The organism is Pseudomonas iranensis, from assembly GCF_014268585.2.
GTDB lineage: Bacteria > Pseudomonadota > Gammaproteobacteria > Pseudomonadales > Pseudomonadaceae > Aquipseudomonas > Aquipseudomonas iranensis.
The window spans coordinates 5,182,729-5,201,652 of record NZ_CP077092.1; the positions used below are offsets into that span (position 1 = coordinate 5,182,729).

Annotated in this window: 20 protein-coding genes and 1 other RNA gene; 5 read left to right on the plus strand and 16 right to left on the minus strand. The window is 60.0% G+C overall.

Features of this window, described 5'->3' with window-relative positions:
- Positions 1 to 5 precede the first annotated feature (5 nt).
- From mraY to rsmI, 9 genes are all read right to left on the minus strand, one after another.
- Positions 6 to 1,088 (minus strand): phospho-N-acetylmuramoyl-pentapeptide-transferase, encoded by a 1,083-nt coding sequence (mraY, locus tag HU724_RS23270; RefSeq protein ID WP_016773275.1) that lies wholly within the window; start codon positions 1,086 to 1,088, stop codon positions 6 to 8.
- Positions 1,088 to 2,455 (minus strand): UDP-N-acetylmuramoyl-tripeptide--D-alanyl-D-alanine ligase, encoded by a 1,368-nt coding sequence (locus HU724_RS23275; protein ID WP_186569184.1) that lies wholly within the window; start codon positions 2,453 to 2,455, stop codon positions 1,088 to 1,090. The genes mraY and HU724_RS23275 overlap by 1 nt, the downstream gene beginning before the upstream one ends.
- A complete protein-coding gene (locus tag HU724_RS23280) occupies positions 2,448 to 3,911 on the minus strand; it encodes a UDP-N-acetylmuramoyl-L-alanyl-D-glutamate--2,6-diaminopimelate ligase (protein ID WP_186569183.1) in 1,464 nt (487 codons plus the stop codon). The genes HU724_RS23275 and HU724_RS23280 overlap by 8 nt, the downstream gene beginning before the upstream one ends.
- Positions 3,911 to 5,650 carry a peptidoglycan D,D-transpeptidase FtsI family protein gene (locus HU724_RS23285; RefSeq protein WP_174823877.1) on the minus strand — a complete coding sequence of 580 codons (1,740 nt, stop codon included), beginning with the start codon at positions 5,648 to 5,650 and terminating at the stop codon, positions 3,911 to 3,913. Before HU724_RS23285 ends, HU724_RS23280 begins: the two co-directional genes overlap by 1 nt.
- Positions 5,650 to 5,943, minus strand: a complete 294-nt coding sequence (gene ftsL / locus HU724_RS23290) for a cell division protein FtsL (protein ID WP_016773269.1) — start codon at positions 5,941 to 5,943, stop codon at positions 5,650 to 5,652. The genes HU724_RS23285 and ftsL overlap by 1 nt, the downstream gene beginning before the upstream one ends.
- Positions 5,940 to 6,887, minus strand: a complete 948-nt coding sequence (gene rsmH, locus HU724_RS23295; RefSeq protein ID WP_024014247.1) for a 16S rRNA (cytosine(1402)-N(4))-methyltransferase RsmH — start codon at positions 6,885 to 6,887, stop codon at positions 5,940 to 5,942. The genes ftsL and rsmH overlap by 4 nt, the downstream gene beginning before the upstream one ends.
- Positions 6,884 to 7,339 carry a division/cell wall cluster transcriptional repressor MraZ gene (gene mraZ, locus HU724_RS23300; protein WP_007917012.1) on the minus strand — a complete coding sequence of 152 codons (456 nt, stop codon included), beginning with the start codon at positions 7,337 to 7,339 and terminating at the stop codon, positions 6,884 to 6,886. The genes rsmH and mraZ overlap by 4 nt, the downstream gene beginning before the upstream one ends.
- A gap of 402 nt (positions 7,340 to 7,741) precedes the next feature.
- Positions 7,742 to 8,095: RNase P RNA component class A (gene rnpB / locus HU724_RS23305), an RNA gene on the minus strand.
- A 73-nt stretch (positions 8,096 to 8,168) separates the two neighbouring features.
- Entirely contained in the window at positions 8,169 to 9,074 is a 906-nt protein-coding gene (gene rsmI / locus HU724_RS23310) for a 16S rRNA (cytidine(1402)-2'-O)-methyltransferase (protein ID WP_016773267.1), read from the minus strand.
- 177 nt (positions 9,075 to 9,251) lie between these two features.
- On the opposite strand from rsmI, the gene HU724_RS23315 reads away from it, so the two are divergent.
- The 4 genes from HU724_RS23315 to HU724_RS23330 all read left to right on the plus strand — a co-directional run bounded on the left by HU724_RS23315 (position 9,252) and on the right by HU724_RS23330 (position 12,695).
- Entirely contained in the window at positions 9,252 to 11,063 is a 1,812-nt protein-coding gene (locus tag HU724_RS23315; protein WP_186569182.1) for a penicillin-binding protein activator, read from the plus strand.
- Positions 11,063 to 11,425, plus strand: coding sequence for a YraN family protein (locus tag HU724_RS23320; protein ID WP_016773265.1), 363 nt, complete (start codon positions 11,063 to 11,065; stop codon positions 11,423 to 11,425). The genes HU724_RS23315 and HU724_RS23320 overlap by 1 nt, the downstream gene beginning before the upstream one ends.
- Positions 11,426 to 11,526: 101 nt before the next feature.
- Positions 11,527 to 12,120, plus strand: coding sequence for a phosphoheptose isomerase (locus tag HU724_RS23325; protein ID WP_008082788.1), 594 nt, complete (start codon positions 11,527 to 11,529; stop codon positions 12,118 to 12,120).
- Complete coding sequence (locus tag HU724_RS23330; protein WP_024014250.1) at positions 12,117 to 12,695, plus strand: BON domain-containing protein; 579 nt, start codon at positions 12,117 to 12,119, stop codon at positions 12,693 to 12,695. Before HU724_RS23325 ends, HU724_RS23330 begins: the two co-directional genes overlap by 4 nt.
- 49 nt (positions 12,696 to 12,744) lie before the next feature.
- On the opposite strand, the gene HU724_RS23335 is transcribed toward HU724_RS23330, so the two are convergent.
- The 7 genes from HU724_RS23335 to rplM all read right to left on the minus strand — a co-directional run bounded on the left by HU724_RS23335 (position 12,745) and on the right by rplM (position 17,634).
- Positions 12,745 to 13,158 carry a ClpXP protease specificity-enhancing factor gene (locus HU724_RS23335; protein ID WP_016773263.1) on the minus strand — a complete coding sequence of 138 codons (414 nt, stop codon included), beginning with the start codon at positions 13,156 to 13,158 and terminating at the stop codon, positions 12,745 to 12,747.
- A gap of 16 nt (positions 13,159 to 13,174) precedes the next feature.
- On the minus strand, positions 13,175 to 13,792 hold the full coding sequence (locus tag HU724_RS23340; protein ID WP_007961620.1) for a glutathione S-transferase N-terminal domain-containing protein: 618 nt from the start codon (positions 13,790 to 13,792) through the stop codon (positions 13,175 to 13,177).
- A gap of 146 nt (positions 13,793 to 13,938) precedes the next feature.
- Positions 13,939 to 14,721 (minus strand): cytochrome c1, encoded by a 783-nt coding sequence (locus HU724_RS23345; RefSeq protein WP_024014251.1) that lies wholly within the window; start codon positions 14,719 to 14,721, stop codon positions 13,939 to 13,941.
- Positions 14,721 to 15,932, minus strand: coding sequence for a cytochrome b (locus HU724_RS23350; protein WP_186569181.1), 1,212 nt, complete (start codon positions 15,930 to 15,932; stop codon positions 14,721 to 14,723). Before HU724_RS23350 ends, HU724_RS23345 begins: the two co-directional genes overlap by 1 nt.
- Complete coding sequence (gene petA, locus HU724_RS23355; protein ID WP_007917031.1) at positions 15,932 to 16,525, minus strand: ubiquinol-cytochrome c reductase iron-sulfur subunit; 594 nt, start codon at positions 16,523 to 16,525, stop codon at positions 15,932 to 15,934. The genes HU724_RS23350 and petA overlap by 1 nt, the downstream gene beginning before the upstream one ends.
- Positions 16,526 to 16,798: 273 nt before the next feature.
- The gene (gene rpsI, locus HU724_RS23360; RefSeq protein WP_003228056.1) at positions 16,799 to 17,191 is read right to left on the minus strand and encodes a 30S ribosomal protein S9; all 393 of its coding nucleotides are present in this window, start codon (positions 17,189 to 17,191) and stop codon (positions 16,799 to 16,801) included.
- Positions 17,192 to 17,205: 14 nt separating this feature from the next.
- Positions 17,206 to 17,634 carry a 50S ribosomal protein L13 gene (gene rplM, locus HU724_RS23365; protein ID WP_003228062.1) on the minus strand — a complete coding sequence of 143 codons (429 nt, stop codon included), beginning with the start codon at positions 17,632 to 17,634 and terminating at the stop codon, positions 17,206 to 17,208.
- A 244-nt stretch (positions 17,635 to 17,878) separates the two neighbouring features.
- Between rplM and HU724_RS23370 the strand changes: the two genes are divergently transcribed.
- Complete coding sequence (locus tag HU724_RS23370) at positions 17,879 to 18,919, plus strand: NADP(H)-dependent aldo-keto reductase (protein WP_186569180.1); 1,041 nt, start codon at positions 17,879 to 17,881, stop codon at positions 18,917 to 18,919.
- The last annotated feature ends 5 nt before the right edge of the window (positions 18,920 to 18,924 follow it).

Genomic DNA, 18,924 nt, shown 5'->3' on the forward strand with positions numbered 1-18,924 from the left:
TCGTTCTACCTCAGCTTCAGGGTGGCAAGGCCGACCAGGACGAGAATCACGGTGATGATCCAGAAACGGACGATCACGCGCGGCTCGGGCCAGCCCTTGAGTTCAAAGTGGTGGTGAATCGGCGCCATGCGGAACACACGGCGACCGGTCAGCTTAAAGGAGGCAACCTGAATGACCACTGACAGGGTTTCCATCACGAACACGCCGCCCATGATGAACAGGACGATTTCCTGACGGACGATCACCGCGATGGTGCCCAGTGCCGCGCCGAGTGCCAGGGCACCGACGTCGCCCATGAACACTTGCGCCGGATAGGTGTTGAACCAGAGGAAACCGAGACCGGCACCGATCAGCGCACCGCAGAACACGATCAATTCGCCTGCGCCGGGCACGTAAGGGATCAGCAGGTACTCGGCGAATTTCACGTTACCCGACAGGTAGCAGAAAATCCCCAGGCCGCCGCCGACCATCACGGTTGGCATGATCGCCAGGCCGTCGAGGCCGTCAGTCAGGTTGACCGCGTTGCTCGAACCGACAATCACGAAGTAGGTCAGCACGATGAAACCGGCGCCCAGCGGAATGCTGTAGTCCTTGAGCATCGGCAGGATCAGCGTGGTTTCCACCGGCGTCGCGGCAGTCATATAAAGGAAGATCGCTGCGCCGAGGCCGAACACCGACTGCCAGAAGTACTTCCAGCGGCTCGGCAGGCCACGGGAGTTCTTCTCGATGACTTTGCGGTAATCGTCGACCCAGCCGATGGCGCCGAACAGCAGGGTCACCAGCAGCACTACCCAGACGTAGCGATTGCTCAGGTCAGCCCAGAGCAGAGTGCTGACGCCGATCGAAGACAGAATCAGCGCGCCACCCATGGTCGGCGTGCCGGATTTGGACAGGTGCGATTGCGGGCCGTCGTTACGTACCGATTGGCCGATTTGACGGTTCTGCAGAGTACGGATCATCCACGGGCCATAGCACAGCGACAAGACCAGCGCGGTCAGCACACCGAGAATCCCGCGCAGGGTCAGGTACTGGAAGACCGCGAAGCCTTTGTAGAACTGTTGCAGATACTCCGCTAGCAGCAGCAGCATTAATGTTTCTCCAGACTGGACCCGCACAGAGCCGCAACGATGTTTTCCATCGCTGCGCTGCGCGAACCCTTGATCAAAATGGTGGTGTTTGTGTCCTGCTCGGCGGCGAGGGCCTGGATCAGCTCGGCCTGGGTGCCGAAGTGCTGCGCCTGCTCACCGAAAGCGTTTACGGCGTGGACCATGTTCGGCCCGACCGCGTAAAGCGCGGAAACCTTGCCTCGGGCGTACTCGCCCACGTCGCGGTGCCCCTGCTCCGCCCAGTCGCCCAACTCGCCGATATCTCCGAGCACCAGGACGGTGCGGCCGGAAAAGCCGGCGAGTATATCAACGGCCGCGCACATCGAGGTGGGGTTTGCGTTGTAGGTGTCATCGATCACGCGCATGCCGTTTTTCGCCAGTTGCGCGACGGTGCGGCCCTTGACCGGTTGCACCGCGCCGAGGCCGGTGGCGATGCCGAACAGCGACACGCCCAAGGCGTGCGCAGCAGCAGCGGCAGCCAGGGCATTGGCGACGTTATGGGTACCGAGCAGGTTCAGTTGCACGCGCTCACTGCCTTCAGGCGTGTGCAGATTGAACGCCGGGCAACCACGGGCATCAGTGGCCAGATCGCTGGCATGGAAATTCGCCTCGCTGTTGCTCAGGGCGAAGGTCAGCACCTGACGACCGGCAGCGCGGGTCTTCCAGATACCGAAAGCCTTGTCATCGAGGTTGAGCACGGCGATGCCATCGGCGGCCAGACCCTCGATGATTTCGCCTTTGGCTTCGACGATTTTTTCCGGACCGCCGAACTCACCGACGTGAGCGGTGCCGGCGTTGTTCAGGATCGCTACGTGCGGCTTGGTCAGCCCGACGGTGTAGGCGATTTCACCGAGACGCGAGGCGCCCAGTTCGATCACGGCCGAGGTGTGCTCCGGCGCCAGTTCGATCAGGGTCAGCGGGACGCCGAGGTCGTTGTTCAGGTTGCCACGGGTCGCCAGCACCGGACCGCGCGTGCGCAGGATGCTCGCGAGCATTTCCTTGACCGTGGTCTTGCCACTGGAACCGGTCACCGCCGCCACTGGCTGGGTGAACGCAGCACGGTTCAACGCGCCGAGTTGGCCCAGCGCCTGACGGGTGTCCTTGACCAGCAATTGCGGCAACGCGCTGTCGGCGACTTCGCGCTCGACCAGTGCCGCCACGGCGCCTTTACCGGCAACGTCGTTCAGATAATCATGACCGTCGAAACGCGGGCCGGTCAGGGCGATGAACAACTGGCCGGCCTGGATCGCCCGACTGTCGATGCTGACGCCGTCGAAACTCGCGTCAGCGCCGATCAAACGGGCTTCGAGTGCGTTGGTCAGTTCGCTGAGTGTCAGGGCCTTAAGCATGGGCCACCTCCCACGCGGTCAGGGCGCGATCGGCCTCGACCAGATCGGAAAACGCATGGCGCACGCCGTTGATTTCCTGATAGTCCTCGTGACCTTTGCCGGCCAGCACAATGACGTCATCAGCGGTTGCGCCAGCAATCAATTGCGCAATGGCCTGGCCGCGACCGGCGACGAAAGTGACTTTATCCACAGCGCTGAAACCGGCGCGGATGTCGTCGAAAATCACCGCAGGATCTTCGGTGCGGGGATTGTCGTCGGTCACCAGCACTTGGTCGGCCAGACGCTCGACCACTTCGGCCATCAACGGACGTTTGCCGCGATCGCGATCACCGCCGCAGCCGAACAGGCACAGCAATTGGCCTTTGACGTGCGGGCGCAGTGCGGTAAGAACTTTTTCCAGCGCATCGGGCGTGTGGGCGTAATCGACCACCACCAGCGGTTGCGTACCACCACCCAGACGCTGCATGCGTCCGGCCGGGCCTTCGAGCTTGGGCAGCACTTTGAGAATTTCGTCGAGGGCGTAATCCAGACCGAGCAAGGCGCCGACTGCGGCCAGCACGTTGCTCAGGTTGAAACGGCCGAGCAGCGTACTGCGCAGGTGATGTTCGCCCTGCGGCGTGACCAGCGTGGCGCGCACGCCGTGGTCGTCGAACTGCGCTTCGCGGCAGAACAGGTACGCGCTGCTGTCGAGCAGGCTGTAGGTGATCAAGCGCGACTCGCGTTTTTCCGCCGCCAGTTGCCGACCGAAATCGTCGTCGAGGTTGACCACGCGGCACTTCAAATCATTCCAGGCAAACAGCTTGGCCTTGGCCTCGGCGTAGGCCTGCATGGTGCCGTGGTAATCCAGGTGATCGCGGGACAGGTTGGTCATCACCGCCACGTCGAACGCCAGCGCGGTGACCCGGCCCTGATCCAGACCGTGGGACGACACTTCCATGGCCACGGCTTTCGCGCCGGCCTTTTTCAGATCACCCAGGGTCGCTTGCACCGCAATCGGATTCGGCGTGGTGTGCAGGCCACTTTCCAGCGCGCCGTAGAAACCGGAACCCAGCGTGCCGACGATGCCGCAATGCTGGCCGAGCAGATCCAGCGCCTGCGCGACCAGTTGGGTCACGCTGGTCTTGCCATTGGTGCCGGTGACGCCGATCAGGTTCAGGTGGTGACTCGGTTCACCGTAAAAACGCCCGGCGATGTCCGACAGCTGCGCCGCCAGACCCTTGACCGGAATCAGCGGCACGTCAGTGATCGGCAGCACGGTGGCGCCTTCGACTTCATAAGCCACGGCAGCCGCGCCGCGTTGCAAGGCATCGGCGATATGCGCACGGCCATCGAAACGGCCGCCGGGCACGGCGAGAAACAAGTCGCCGGCGCGCACGTTGCGGCTGTCCAGCGCCAGTTCACGGATCAACAGATCGTGGCCGGCGTGGGGGAATATCTTGTTCAGACTTAATGACATCAGCCGCGCCCTCCATTGGCTTTCAGCGGAACGACCGGGGTGGCGTTGGCCTGTTGCGTAGTCGGCAGGTTGTCCGGGGTCACGTTCATCAGGCGCAGGGTGCCGGACATCACGCGGCTGAACACCGGCGCCGACACCAGACCACCGAAGTAACCGGCCTTGGTTGGCTCATCGATCACCACAACAATGGCGTAACGCGGATCGCTCATCGGGCCGAAGCCGGCGAACAGCGAACGGTAGGAGTTTTCTGCGTAGCCCTTGGTGCCGACCGAGGTCTTACGCGCGGTACCCGACTTGCCGCCGACGTGATAAGCCGGCACCTGCGCACGGAACACGCCGCGCGGCGCTTCGATTACCTGCTGCAACATGCCCTGCATGGTTTTCGCCACGGCTTCCGGCAGCACTTGGGTGGTCTGCGGCATCTTGTCGGTTTTGATCAGGGTCAGCGGCGCGAGGCGGCCGTTGTTGGCCAGCGCCGAGAACGCGTGCACCAGCTGGATCGCGGTCACGGAAATACCGTAGCCGTAAGACAAGGTTGCAGTTTCAGCCTTGCGCCATTCGCGGTAGTTCGGCAGATTGCCGACACGTTCGCCGGGGAAGCCCAGGCCGGTGTCCTGACCGAGGCCGACTTTCTGTGCGAGACGGAAAATCGTTTCGCCGCCGATATCGAAGGCGACTTTACTCATGCCGACGTTACTGGAATTGATCAGGATGCCGGTCAGATCGAGCACCGGCCCTTCGGTCTTCGACACGTCTTTGATGGTGTATTTGCCGATCTGCAACGAGCCCGGATACACCTCGACGGTGTCGCTCGGTTTCCAGCGGCCGGTTTCGATCGCCGCGCTCATGGAAATGGCTTTCATGGTCGAACCCGGTTCGAACACGTCGATCATCGCGCGGTTGCGCATCATCGCCGGTTGCAGGTTGCGACGGTTGTTCGGGTTGTAGGTCGGCTGGTTGACCATGGCCAGGATCTCGCCGGTCTTCACGTCCATGATCACCAGACTGCCGGCCTTGGCGCCGTTCTCGATGATCGCGTTACGCAGCTCGCGGTTGGCCAGGTATTGCAGACGCAGATCAATCGACAACGCCAAGGGCTTGCCGGCCTTGGCGTTCTTGGTGACCTGAACATCCTTGATCAGCCGGCCACGGCGATCCTTGATGACTTGTCGTTTGCCCGGCACCCCGGCCAGCCATTCGTCATAGGCCAGCTCGACGCCTTCGCGACCGTGATCGTCGATGTCGGTAAAGCCGACCATGTGCGCGGTGACTTCACCGGCCGGGTAGAAGCGGCGGAACTCTTCGATGCCATAGACGCCGGGCACTTTCAGATCGAGCACAGCCTGGCCCTGCTCGGGGGTCAGCCCGCGCACCAGATAAATGAATTCTTTGTTGGCCTGGGCTTCGAGGCGTTCGCTTAGCGCTTTCGGGTTCTGGCCCAGCGCGGCGGCGAGTGCCGGCCACTTCTCTTTGGCCGACTGCATTTCCTTGGCGTTGGCCCACAGCGTGGTCACCGGCGTACTGACCGCCAGAGGCTCGCCGTTACGGTCGGTGATCAGGCCACGGTGCGCCGGAATTGGAATGTGCCGAAGGCTGCGCGCATCGCCCTGGCCTTTGAGGAAGTCACGGTCGACCACTTGCAGGTCGATGATCCGCCAGCAGATCGCCGCGACCATCAGGCCGAGCAGCGCCACCATCAGGCGGAAGCGCCATGGGAACAGTGCGCCTTCGAGTTTCATCATGGCGCCACCATCTTCACGTCAGCCGCGCCAGGGATGTGCATTTTCAGTTGTTCGGTGGCCAGCACTTCGATGCGGCTGTGCGCGGTCCAGGTGCTCTGCTCGAGAATCAAGCGTCCCCACTCGGCCTGCGCCTTGTCGCGCACGCTGAGCTCGTTATAAAGGGTGTTGAGCAACTGCCGGTTCCAGTGCGCGCTGTACGACACGGCAATGGCCGAAAACAGCACGCCGATAAACAGCAGCAGCATCAGAAAGCTGCCGCCGGGCAGTGGTTTGGCGAAAAGCTTGCTCACCGCAACTTCTCCGCGACACGCATGACGGCGCTACGGGAACGTGGGTTGGCTTTGAGTTCGGCGTCGGAGGCCGTCTGCGCTTTGCCGTGGATTTTGATTTTCGGTTCGAAGGCGACGTGGCGAACCGGCAGGTTGCGCGGCAGATTGTCGGCCTCGCCTTTCACCAGTTTGCGCATGAACAGTTTGACGATGCGGTCTTCCAACGAGTGGAAGCTGATGACCACCAGACGGCCGCCAACTTCCAGCGCTTCCAGCGCGGCGTCGAGGCCGGCTTCCAGATCGCCGAGTTCGTTGTTGACGTGAATGCGCAAACCCTGGAACGCGCGGGTAGCCGGGTTCTTGCCCTTTTCCCACGCCGGGTTGGCGACTTTCAGCACTTCGGCCAGATCGGCGGTGCGCTCGAACGGCTTGATGTCACGACGCTCGGCGACGGCACGGGCCATACGCCCGGAGAAACGTTCTTCGCCGTACTCCTTGAACACCCGGGCGATTTCTTCCACTGGCGCGGTGTTGACGAATTCGGCAGCGCTGATGCCACGGGACGGGTCCATGCGCATGTCCAGCGGCCCGTCATTGAGGAAACTGAAGCCGCGCTCGGCGTCATCGAGCTGCGGCGACGACACGCCGAGGTCGAGCAGAATGCCGCTGACCTTGCCGGTCAGGCCTTGCTCGGCAACCACCGAACCGAGCTCGGCAAAGCTGCGCTGCACAACGACAAAGCGGCCGTCTTCGGCCGCTAGCGTTTGCCCGGTGGCAATCGCTTGAGGGTCCTTGTCGAATCCGATGAGTCGACCGTCCGGCCCGAGCTGGCTGAGGATCAACCGGCTGTGCCCGCCGCGCCCGAATGTGCCGTCCAGATAGCAGCCATCAGGACGTACGGCGAGAGCCTCGACGGCTTCGTCAAGCAGTACGGTGATGTGGTTAAAGCCGCTATCAATAGTCACAGGATCAAATCACGCAGTTCATCAGGCATCGCGCCCGGTTGTTGAATAGCAGCAAGGTCAGCGGCAGATACCGCGTTCCATGCATCCTCGTCCCACAATTGGAACTTGTTCAGTTGGCCGACCAGCATCGCGCGCTTATCGAGCTTGGCGTATTCGCGCAAACGCGGCGGAACCAGGAAACGACCACTGCCATCGAGTTCGAGGTCGACGGCATTACCAATCAATAAACGTTGCAGGCGACGGTTCTCTTCGCGAAGCGAAGGGAGTGCGCGCAACTTGGTTTCAATAATTTCCCACTCATCGAGTGGATAGACACACAGGCACGGATCAACGGCATCAATGGTCACGATCAATTGACCGGAACTGCGCGAATCGAGCTCGTCACGGTACCGGCTCGGCATGGCGAGACGGCCCTTTGCATCGAGACTGATAGCGTTAGCTCCGCGAAACACGTCAGCGTTTCTCCAATTTTTATCGTTTTGAGCTCAAAAAACCCACTTCATGCCACTTTCCGCCACTTGCGCACACTATAGGAATGCGCCCACCACACCGTCAAGGCGCGGATTAAAGGAAAAGCCTTACAGAACGGAGATTTAGCGACGTAAAAGGAGGCCCAACGAGAATCTGACGTGAAGTTTCGACCAATAACTTGATGCAGCACTGAAAGCTGCGCTCGAAAGTTAAAGTAGTTTGTTAAGAGTAAGATTTTTTCGGTATTACAAAGGCGCTTCGGCTGTTGATTGAAGCAGGGTGGGAAAAGGCTATTACCGCGTTTGCCGCTGCCGGAGTTTCAGACCAGGCCGGCTGACATTACACAGCCGCGTCTTCTTTGTTTCAAGCAGGGAAAGAAAAAGGTGGAGAGTCGATCTGTAAGCCGGGTTCTGTCTTGAACAGTCATTCGTCTACGATGGCCATCACTGGACATCTTTAGCAACCTACCCGGTCCCAGCGCGGGCCACGCCTTGGGACCCTATTTGGTCTTGCTCCAAGTGGGGTTTACCTAGCCACGAACTGTTGCCAGACGTGCGGTGCGCTCTTACCGCACCTTTTCACCCTTACCGGCGCTTGCGCGCTTAGGCGGTTATTTTCTGTGGCACTTTCCGTAGGCTCACGCCTCCCAGGCATTACCTGGCACTTCGCCCTATGGAGCCCGGACTTTCCTCCCCCCCCTAATTTTCATAGAGGGCAGCGACTGTCCGATCGACTCTCCGCCGCGAAGGTTAACGGCAGAGCGCCGGAAGAACAAGCGCTAAAACCCTCAGGAACGCCATGGGCGACGGCTTACACGCCTTTCTGTTTATCCAGCGCGACCTGATACAGCACGTTTTTGCGCTCGCCAGTGATTTGTGCTGCCAGTGCGGCGGCGCGCTTGAGCGGCATTTCCTCCAGAAGCAGATCGAGGATGCGCATGGCTTCGCTGCTGACCGCGTCCTCCGACTCCGGCGCCGTCCAGCCGGCCACCAGCACTACGCATTCGCCGCGCTGCTGATTGCTGTCGGACTCGACGAACGCACGCAGTTCGCTGAGCGGCAAGCCTTTGAGGGTTTCGAAGGTCTTGGTGATTTCCCGCGCCAGCAGAGCCTGACGCTCGCCGCCAAACACCGCTTCCATATCCTGCAGACATTCGAGAATGCGATGCGGCGCCTCATAGAAAATCAGGGTGCGTGGCTCTTCTTTGACTGCTTCCAGACGCGCCTTGCGCCCGACCGACTTGGCCGGCAGGAAACCTTCGAAGATAAAACGGTCGGATGGCAATCCCGCCGCCGACAGCGCCGCGATCAGCGCGCAGGCACCCGGCACCGGCACCACATTGATGCCGGCCGCACGGGCCTGACGCACCAGGTGATAACCCGGATCGGAAATCAGCGGCGTGCCGGCATCAGAGATCAGCGCGACGTTGTCGCCCGCCAGCAACCGGGTAATAAAGCGGCTACCCTCATCCCGTTCGTTGTGTTCGTGACATGCGGCCAGCGGCGTACCGATACCGAAGTGCTGCATCAGGCGCGCCGAATGCCGCGTGTCTTCCGCTGCAATCAGTGCCACTTCACGGAGGATCTTCAAGGCCCGGGCGCTGATGTCGTCCAGGTTGCCGATGGGCGTCGCCACCACATAAAGCGAGCCAGCAGCGGAATTCAAAGGACCTGGAGCAGTCAAAGCGCACACCTCGTGATCGGTAAAAGCGGCCATTGTAGCGCGTCATGAGGCTTGCGATGCGCTCCGGCCGAGTGCGGTTTTTCGCCCGGTTGTGCGCTGCCGCAACATTTACTCCAGCTAAATTGACCGATTCACGCCAGTAACATCGCGCCCCGGCCAGTGCTTGGGTACAATTCCACGCTAATTTGATCGAGTATCAGGAACACTTACATGATCGCTTGCCTGCGGCTGCTCACTGCCCTCTGCCTCGCTGCCTTGTTGGCCGCGTGTGCCAGCTCCCCTTCCTCCAGCCTTGGCGAACTTCCACGGACTCCGGACGCCAGCATCGAGCAACTGCTCGAACAGGCCGCCCAGGCTAAAACCCCGGAACAAGCCGCCCTGCTGCGCCTGAGCGCAGCAGACCAGGCTTATCGCCAAGGCAACGCCGGCCAGTCCGCGCAAATCCTGCAACAAGTGCCGGTGGAGCAACTCAAGCCAGGCCAGCAGATTTTCGCCAATACGCTGTCCGCCGAACTGGCCATGACGCGCAATCAGCCGAAAGCTGCGCTGACTGCCCTGAGCCATCCAAGCTTCCAGAAGCTCAGCGAAATGCCGGAAGAGCAGCAAGTGCGCACTGGCACTGTTCACGCCCGCGCCCTTGAAGCCGATGGCCAGACGCTGGCCGCTGCCCGTGAGCGTGTGTTCATTGCACCGATGCTGGAAGGCGAAGCGGCGAGCAAGAATCACGAAGCGATCTGGACCCTGATCGCGTCGCTGCCAACCGATCAATTGCAACCGAACAACACCGACGATCTCGGCGGTTGGATGGCACTGGCGCAAGCGGTGAAAACCGCAGGCACGCTGGAACAGCAACAGGCCGCGATCGACAACTGGCGTGCGCAGAATCCAAAGCACCCGGCGGCGATCAACCTGCCGCTGCCGCTTACCAAACTCAAGGAACTGGCCAGCCAGCCACTGAGCAAAATCGCCCTGCTGCTGCCCCAGGACGGCCAGTTGGCGTCGGTCGGCAAAGCGCTGCGTGAAGGCTTCATGGCCGCGCATTATCAGGCGCAACAGGCCGGCCAGAACACGCCTGCCATCGAGTTCTACGACAGCTCGAAGCTGACCTCGATGGACGAGTTCTATCGCAAGGCCCAGGCGGACGGCGTGCAACTGGTAGTCGGCCCGCTGGAAAAACCACTGGTCAAGCAACTGAGCACTCGCCCGCAACTGCCGATCACGACCCTGGCGCTGAACTACAGCGAAGGCGAGCAAGGCCCGGCGCAACTGTTCCAGTTCGGCCTCGCTGCTGAAGATGAAGCTCGCGAAGTCTCCCGTCGCGCCCGTGCCGATGGCCTGCATCGCGCCGCGATCATGGTGCCGAAGGGCGAATGGGGCGATCGCGTCCTGCGTGCCTTCAGCCAGGACTGGCAAGCCAATGGCGGCAGCATCGTTGCCACCGAACGTGTCGATCAGCCGGTGCAACTGGCCCAGCAGATCGCCGATATGTTCCAACTGCGTCAGAGCGAAGCTCGCGCCAAGAGCCTGCAGAATGTTGCCGGCACCAATGTCGCCGCCCAGCCTTCGCGTCGCCAGGACATCGAATTCATCTTCTTGGCCGCCACGCCGCAACAGGCCCAGCAGATCAAGCCGACCCTGAACTTCCAGTACGCCGGTGACGTGCCGGTCTACGCGACTTCCCACGTGTACAGCGCCAGCGGCGACGTCAACCAGTACAACGACATGAACGGCATTCGCTTCTGCGAAACCCCATGGTTGCTGGAAACCAGCGATCCGCTGCGCCAGCAGGTGGCTGCGCAATGGCCGCAAGCCAATGGCAGCCTCGGTCGCCTGTACGCCATGGGCGCCGACGCCTATCGCCTGGCCCCGCGCCTGGGCCAACTCAAAGCCCTGCCGGACAGCCGCATCGAAGGTCAGTCGGGCAGCCTCGGCATGACCCAGACCCAGCGCGTTGTGCGCCAGTTGCCGTGGGCACAGTTCGTCAGCGGTCAGGTGCAGCGCCTGCCGGACACACCGCGCTGATGCCCGACAGGTCACGCTCGCAAAGCGGCAAGGATGCCGAGCGCCAGGCGCTCGAACATCTGCAACAACAAGGTCTGCGCCTGTTGGCGCAGAACTGGTTATGCAAACGCGGCGAGCTTGATCTGGTCATGCTTGATGGCGATACAGTAGTATTCGTTGAAGTTCGCTACAGAAAAAACACTCAATGGGGTGGCGCGCTCGCCAGTATCGACGAGCGCAAGCAGCAGAAACTGATCTTTGCAGCACAGTATTTTCTTCAGCGCGAGTCGCGTTGGGCCAATTCCCCCTGCCGCTTCGATGTGGTGGCAATCGACAGCCACCCGAATCAGCTGAACTGGTTGCAGAATGCTTTCGACAGTTGATCGCCTGCACCCTGCCCTGTTTTCGTCCGACACATTTTGCTCTTTGTTTTGCCGGCTGCACATTCACGTGCCGAACAGCCGCGCCACTTAAGGTCACACAGATGGACATGCAATCCCGAATTCGCCAGCTTTTCCAGGCCAGTATCGACACCAAGCAACAGGCGATGGACGTACTTGCACCGCACATCGAGCAAGCCAGCCAGATCATGGTCAACGCCCTGCTCAACGAAGGAAAAATGCTCTCGTGCGGCAACGGTGGCTCGGCTGGCGATGCCCAGCATTTTTCCTCGGAGCTGCTCAACCGCTTCGAGCGCGAGCGTCCGAGTCTGCCGGCGATTGCGCTGACCACCGACACTTCGACGATCACTTCGATCGCCAACGATTACAGCTACAACGAAGTGTTCTCCAAGCAAATCCGCGCGCTCGGCCAGCCGGGCGATGTGTTGCTGGCGATTTCGACCAGCGGCAACTCGGCGAACATTATTCAAGCGATCCAGGCCGCACATGATCGCGAAATGATTGTCGTAGCTTTGACCGGACGCGATGGCGGCGGCATGGCGTCGCTGCTGTTGCCCGAGGACGTCGAGATTCGCGTACCGGCCAACGTCACTGCACGTATTCAAGAAGTCCACTTGCTGGCGATCCATTGCCTTTGCGATCTGATCGACAGCCAACTGTTCGGGAGTGAAGAATGACCCCTAATCGCCTTGGCCTTCTGGCCTTGACCCTGTGCCTCGGCATCAGCGGCTGCACCTCGGTGGTGAACGCCAGCCGTGAAGCGCCGATTGAAGACGACCGTGGCACGCGCACCTTCGGCAGCAAGATCGACGACTCGCTGATCGAAACCAAAGCAGGCGTGAACATCGCCAAGGCCGATCCGGCACTGGACAACGACTCGCACATCGTCATCACCAGCTTCAACGGCGTGGTCCTGCTCGCCGGCCAGACTCCGCGCGAAGACCTCAAGGCCAAAGCCGAACAGGCCGCCGCCAACGTCCAGCGCGTGAAGAAAGTGCACAACGAACTGCAAGTGCTGCAACCTTCCTCGCTGCTGGCGCGCCAGAACGACGCGTGGCTGACCACCAAGATCAAGACCCAGATGCTCACCGACGCCAGCATTCCTGGCTCGCGCATCAAAGTCGTGACCGAGAACGGCATCGTCTACCTGCTGGGCCTGCTGACCAAACAGGAAGCCACTCAGGCAACCAATCTGGTTCAGGGTGTGTCTGGTGTGCAGAAGATTGTGAAGCTGTTCGAATACATCGACTGACCGTAAAAGGCAGACATAAAAAAGGCGATCCATCCGGATCGCCTTTTTTTTATTTCACAACCTTCAAACTTGGCCGGCCACTGGGGCGTGGCGGCTCGCTGCCCGGTGGCGGCGAGTCGTCATCCGGATCGATGTCTTCCTCGTCGTCCATCGGCAACTCGAGGTCAAACACCATTCCCTGGCCGTTCTCACGCGCATAAATGCCCAGGATCGCGCTGATCGGCACGTAGAGACTGTGCGGAACACCGCCGAAGCGGCCTTCGAACGTCACCACGTCGTTATCCATGTGCAGATGACGCACGGCACTCGGCGAGATGTTCAGGACGATCTGGCCGTCACTGGCAAAACCCTGTGGCACCTGCACCGCCGGGTACTCGGAGTTGACCAGCATGTGCGGGGTGCAATCGTTATCCACAATCCACTCGTAGAGCGCGCGGACCAGATAAGGTCGACTGGAGTTCATAGCGGCTCCTTAAGCCTTAGCGCATATCGCGTTCGACACCAGACAGACTCGCCTGGAAAGCCTCACGCGCAAACTGGCGCTCCATATAATCAAGCAGCGGCTTGGCCGGCCGCGGCAGTTCAATACCCAGAATCGGCAAACGCCAGAGTATGGGTAATAGGCAGCAATCCACCAGACTTTGTTCCTCACTGAGGAAGAACGGCTTGTCGGCGAACAGCGGCGAAACGCCGGTCAGGCTTTCGCGCAATTCCTTGCGCGCCACGACCCGTGCGGCCTCTTTGCTCTTGGGATCCAGAATCAGATCCACCAGCCCGCACCAGTCACGCTGAATCCTGTGGATCAGCAGACGGCTGTTGGCCCGCGCCACCGGATAAACCGGCATCAGCGGCGGGTGCGGGTAACGCTCATCCAGATACTCCATCACCACGGTCGACTCCCACAACGCCAGGTCACGATCGACCAGCGTCGGCAGACTGCCGTAAGGGTTCACCTCAATCAGTTTAGGCGGCTGGCGGCCCGCTTCCACGTAAATGATTTCGGCGCTGACACCCTTCTCTGCAAGCACGATGCGCACTCGGTGGGAATAGTGGTCGGCGGGGTCGGAGTAACAGGCCAACCGATTGGTCACGCCCATGGCGATCCTCCTCGCTTGTTGAATTTGTCGGAACCGGAAAAACGCGCGCGCCCAGAGGGCACCTCCCGCAGGGTCTGACTGAGCAGATCCTGCTTTAGCGGAGGCGCCCTTGGGCGCGCGCGATTAACAGCAATGCTTGAAGCGTATCAGTGCACGTCTTTCCAGTATTCACGCTTGAGCAGGTAGGCGAACACGAAGAAGAACGCCAGGTACAGCAAGACATAAGTACCGATGCGCTGATGTTGCAGCTTAACCGGGTTAGCCGAGTAAGCCAGAAAGGTTACCAGATTCTTGACCTTCTCATCGAACTGCTCTTCGTTCAGAGCACCGGACTTCGGCACGATGGTCAACTGATCGCACGCTTCGTGGGTCAGCGGCGTGCCGGTCAGCGGATCGTATTGCTTCTTGCCGTCTTCGACGATCTGCACCTGCTTGCAGCCGACGACCTGACGACCTTGCAGGCCGACCAGCACGTTAGGCATGCCGACGTTCGGGAAGACCTTGTTGTTCACGCCCCATGGACGCGCCGGGTCTTCATAGAACGACTTCAGGTAACCGTACAGCCAGTCGGTGCCGCGTACCCGCGCTACCAGCGTCAGGTCCGGCGGCGCTGCGCCGAACCAGGTCTTGGCGTCGGCCGGCTGCATGCCGATGTTCATGTGGTCGCCGATCTTGGCACCGGTGAACACCAGCTTCTCCAGCATCAACTCGTGCGGGATGCCGAGGTCATCGGCGACGCGCTCGTAACGCTGGAACTTGGCACTGTGGCAACCCATGCAATAGTTGGCAAAGGTCCGCGCACCATCCTGCAGGGCGGCTTTGTCGGAGACGTCGATATCGACACTTTCCAATTCCGGACCATGACCCTCGGCAGCAAAAACCAGGGAAGGCAGCGCAGCAAAAATCAGAGCAAGAAATAACTTTTTCATCAGCCAGTCACCCTTTCCGGAACCGGTTTGGTCTTCTCGAGCCGGGTGTAGAACGGCATCAGAATGAAGTAGGCGAAATAAAGGAAGGTGCAGACCTGCGACAGCAACGTGCGCCCTGGCGTCGGCGCCAGAACGCCAAGAATGCCGAGAATCACGAAGGAGATGCAGAACACCACCAGCCACATTTTGCTCAGCCAGCCCTTGTAGCGCATCGATCTCACCGGGCTGCGATCCAGCCAAGGCAGCACGAACAGCACCGCAATCGCCGCCCCCATGGCGATAACGCCCAGGAGTTTGTCCGGCACCGCACGCAGGATTGCGTAGAACGGCGTGAAGTACCAGACCGGGGCAATATGCTCAGGCGTCTTGAACGGGTTGGCCGGCTCGAAGTTAGGCTTTTCGAGGAAGTAGCCGCCCATTTCCGGGAAGAAGAACACAATGAAGCAGAAGATGAACAGGAACACCACAACGCCGACAATGTCCTTCACCGTGTAGTACGGGTGGAACGCGATGCCGTCCAGGGGGATGCCGTTTTCGTCTTTGTGCTTCTTGATATCGACGCCATCAGGGTTGTTCGAACCGACTTCGTGCAGCGCCAGAATGTGCAAGACCACCAGACCGAGAATCACGATCGGCAGCGCGACAACGTGCAAGGCGAAAAAGCGGTTCAGGGTGATTCCGGAGATCAGGTAGTCACCACGAATCCACTGGGTCAGGTCATCGCCGATCAGCGGAATCGCACCGAACAGCGAGATGATCACCTGGGCGCCCCAGTAGGACATCTGGCCCCACGGCAGCAGATATCCCATGAACGCTTCGGCCATCAGTGCCAGGTAGATCAGCATGCCGAACACCCAGACCAGCTCGCGCGGTTTCTGGTACGAACCATAAAGCAGGCCGCGGAACATGTGCAGATAGACGACGATGAAAAACGCCGAGGCGCCGGTCGAGTGCAGCAGACGCAGGATCGAGCCGTACTCGACATCGCGCATGATGTATTCAACGGAAGCAAAGGCTTCTTCTGCCGACGGCGTATAGCTCATCGTCAGCCAAACGCCGGTGACGATCTGGTTGACCAGCACCAGCAGCGCCAGCGAGCCGAAGAAATAGAAGAAGTTGAAGTTTTTTGGTGCGTAATATTTGCTGAGATGGTCTTCCCACATTTTGGTCGCGGGAAAGCGCGCATCAACCCAATCCATGAACTTGCTCATCACGCTTTCTCCGTATCGACGCCAATGACAATCAGGTCATCGGTCTCATAGGAATGCGGGGGAACTGGCAGGTTCAAAGGCGCAGGTTGCGACTTGTAGACGCGGCCAGCCAGATCGTAGTGGGAACCGTGGCACGGGCAGAAATAGCCGCCTACCCAGTCTTTGCCCAGATCCGCAGGTGCCACTTCGGGACGGAAGGTCGGTGAGCAACCCAGGTGCGTACAGATCCCGATCAGCAGGAGAATTTCCGGCTTGATCGAGCGTACTTCGGGGTCGACATAAGTGGGTTGCGTGGAGTTTTTGGAGGTAGGATCGGAGAGCTGACCCTCGATCTTCTTGAGATTCCCCAGGATTTCCTCGGTACGGCGGACAATGAACACCGGCTGGCCGCGCCATTCAGCAATCATCTGCTGGCCTGGCTCGATTTTGCTGACATTCACTTTCACCGGTGCACCGGCAGCTTTCGCCTTGGCACTGGGAAACCATGACCCCACGAACGGGACCGCAGCCCCCACCGCTCCTGCAGCACCCACCACGGATGTGGCTGCCACCAGGAAGCGACGCCGGCCTGCATTCACGCCGTCATTGCTCATTCAGTCCTCTCCCATCAGCTTTTTTGGCCTGTTAAATCAGGCGTCTACTAAATAAATCAAATGTTACTTATAAAAATTTTGCCCGAATGGTAATGAAAACCCCCAATTCTGACAAGGTTAATTCCCCGGGGATCAACCCCTCAAGCCTTGGAGTATAGGGGGTCTACGGCTGTGGCAAGTTGTCACAACGCAATTCTTTGATAAATCGCACGCATAAAAAAACGCCCGCTTCCGTGAGGAGGCGGGCGTTCTTTTTTGAACGTGGAAGCGGAATTAACGCTTCGAGTACTGCGGACGCTTACGCGCTTTACGCAGACCAACTTTCTTACGTTCAACTTCACGGGCGTCGCGGGTAACGAAGCCAGCTTTGCGCAGAGCGCTACGCAGGGTTTCGTCGTAGTCCATCAGAGCGCGAGTGATGCCGTGGCGGATTGCGCCAGCCTGACCACTTACACCACCGCCGATCACGGTGACGTAGATGTCGAACTTCTCGACAGTCTCGGTCAGCTCCAGCGGCTGACGAACTACCATGCGGGCAGTTTCGCGGCCGAAGAAGTTATCCAGCGAACGGTTGTTGATGGAGATGTTACCAGTACCCGGACGCAGGAAAACGCGTGCGGTTGCGGTCTTGCGACGGCCAGTGCCGTAATTTTGAGTCGCCGACATAATGAACTATTCCGTTAAATCTTCAGTTCTTGGGGCTGCTGAGCAGTATGAGGGTGTGCAGCGCCCGCATAGACTTTCAGCTTACGGTACATGTCGCGACCCAGTGGGTTTTTAGGCAGCATGCCTTTAACCGCGGTCTCGATCACGCGCTCAGGGGCTTTCGCGATCAGCTTTTCAAAGTTGATCGACTTGATGCCGCCCGGGAAACCGGAGTGGGAGTAGTACATTTTGTCAGTGGTTTTAGCGCCGGTAACACGGATCTGCTCGGCGTTGATCACGACGATGTAGTCGCCGGTGTCAACGTGAGGAGTGTACTCAGGCTTGTGCTTGCCACGCAGACGGCTCGCGATTTCGGTGGCCAGACGACCCAGGGTCTGACCAGCAGCGTCGACGACAAACCAGTCGCGCTTTACTGTTTCCGGTTTAGCAGTAAAAGTTTTCATTCTTTATAGCCTCAGGGGCCGCCTGTAAATAAGACGGCGGATCTTACTGAATAGTGCGTACTTTGACAAGTCAAAGGCAGCCGGATACAGACGCTTTCGGGGGCTCGGGTCGGCGCGTCCGTTCAACGGCAAGATTCTTCGGCGGCGGCGCATCACTTCCACTGCAGAAAGAGGTCGGCAATTATGCAGATTGCGAAAAATTTTTCAACCTGCTTTTATGATTGTTTTGCCCAAGGAGCACCCGATGGACTATCGCCAGCTAGGCCGTACCGACCTGAACGTGAGTGCAATCTGCCTCGGCACCATGACCTGGGGCGAGCAAAACACTGAAGCTGAAGCCTTCGCCCAGATCGAGCGAGCCAAAAAGGCAGGGATCAATTTCCTCGACACCGCCGAAATGTATCCGGTGCCGCCCAAAGCCGAAACCTACGCCACCACCGAGCGCTACATCGGCAATTACTTCAAGAGTCGCGGTGACCGTGCCGACTGGATCCTCGCCAGCAAGATCGCCGGCCCCGGCAACACCATCGACTACATCCGCGACAAGAACCTGCGCCACAACCGCCAGCACATCACCGAAGCACTGGACGGCAGTCTCAAGCGCCTGCAGACCGATTACATCGATCTGTATCAATTGCACTGGCCGGAACGCAGCACCAACTTTTTCGGACAGCTGGGCTACAAGCACAAGATCGAAGCCAACCTGACGCCGCTGGAAGACACCCTCGAAGCCCTCGACGAACAGGTGAAGGCCGGCAAGATCCGCCACATCGGTCTGTCCAACGAGACGCCGTGGGGCACCATGCGCTTTCTGGCCCTGGCCGAAGCCCGTGGCTGGCCGCGTGCGGTATCGATCCAGAACCCGTACAACCTGCTCAACCGCAGCTTCGAAGTCGGCCTGGCCGAGATCGCCATTCGCGAACAGTGCGGCCTGCTCGCCTACTCGCCACTGGCGTTCGGCTTCCTCTCCGGCAAGTACGAGGGCGGCGCCCGTCCACCGAAAGGCCGTCTGAGCCTCTACAGCCGCTTCAGCCGCTATTTCAACCCGCAATCGGAGGCGGCGTGCAGCCGTTACGTAGCCCTGGCCCGCGAACACGGTCTGGACCCGGCACAAATGGCCTTGGCCTTCGTGACCCAGCAACCGTTCGTCACCAGCAACATCATTGGCGCGACGACGCTTGAGCAACTGGACAGCAACATTGCCAGTTTTGATCTGAAACTGTCCGATGAAGTGCTGGCCGGGATCGAGGCGATTCACAAGGATCATCCGAATCCGGCGCCGTAACTGAC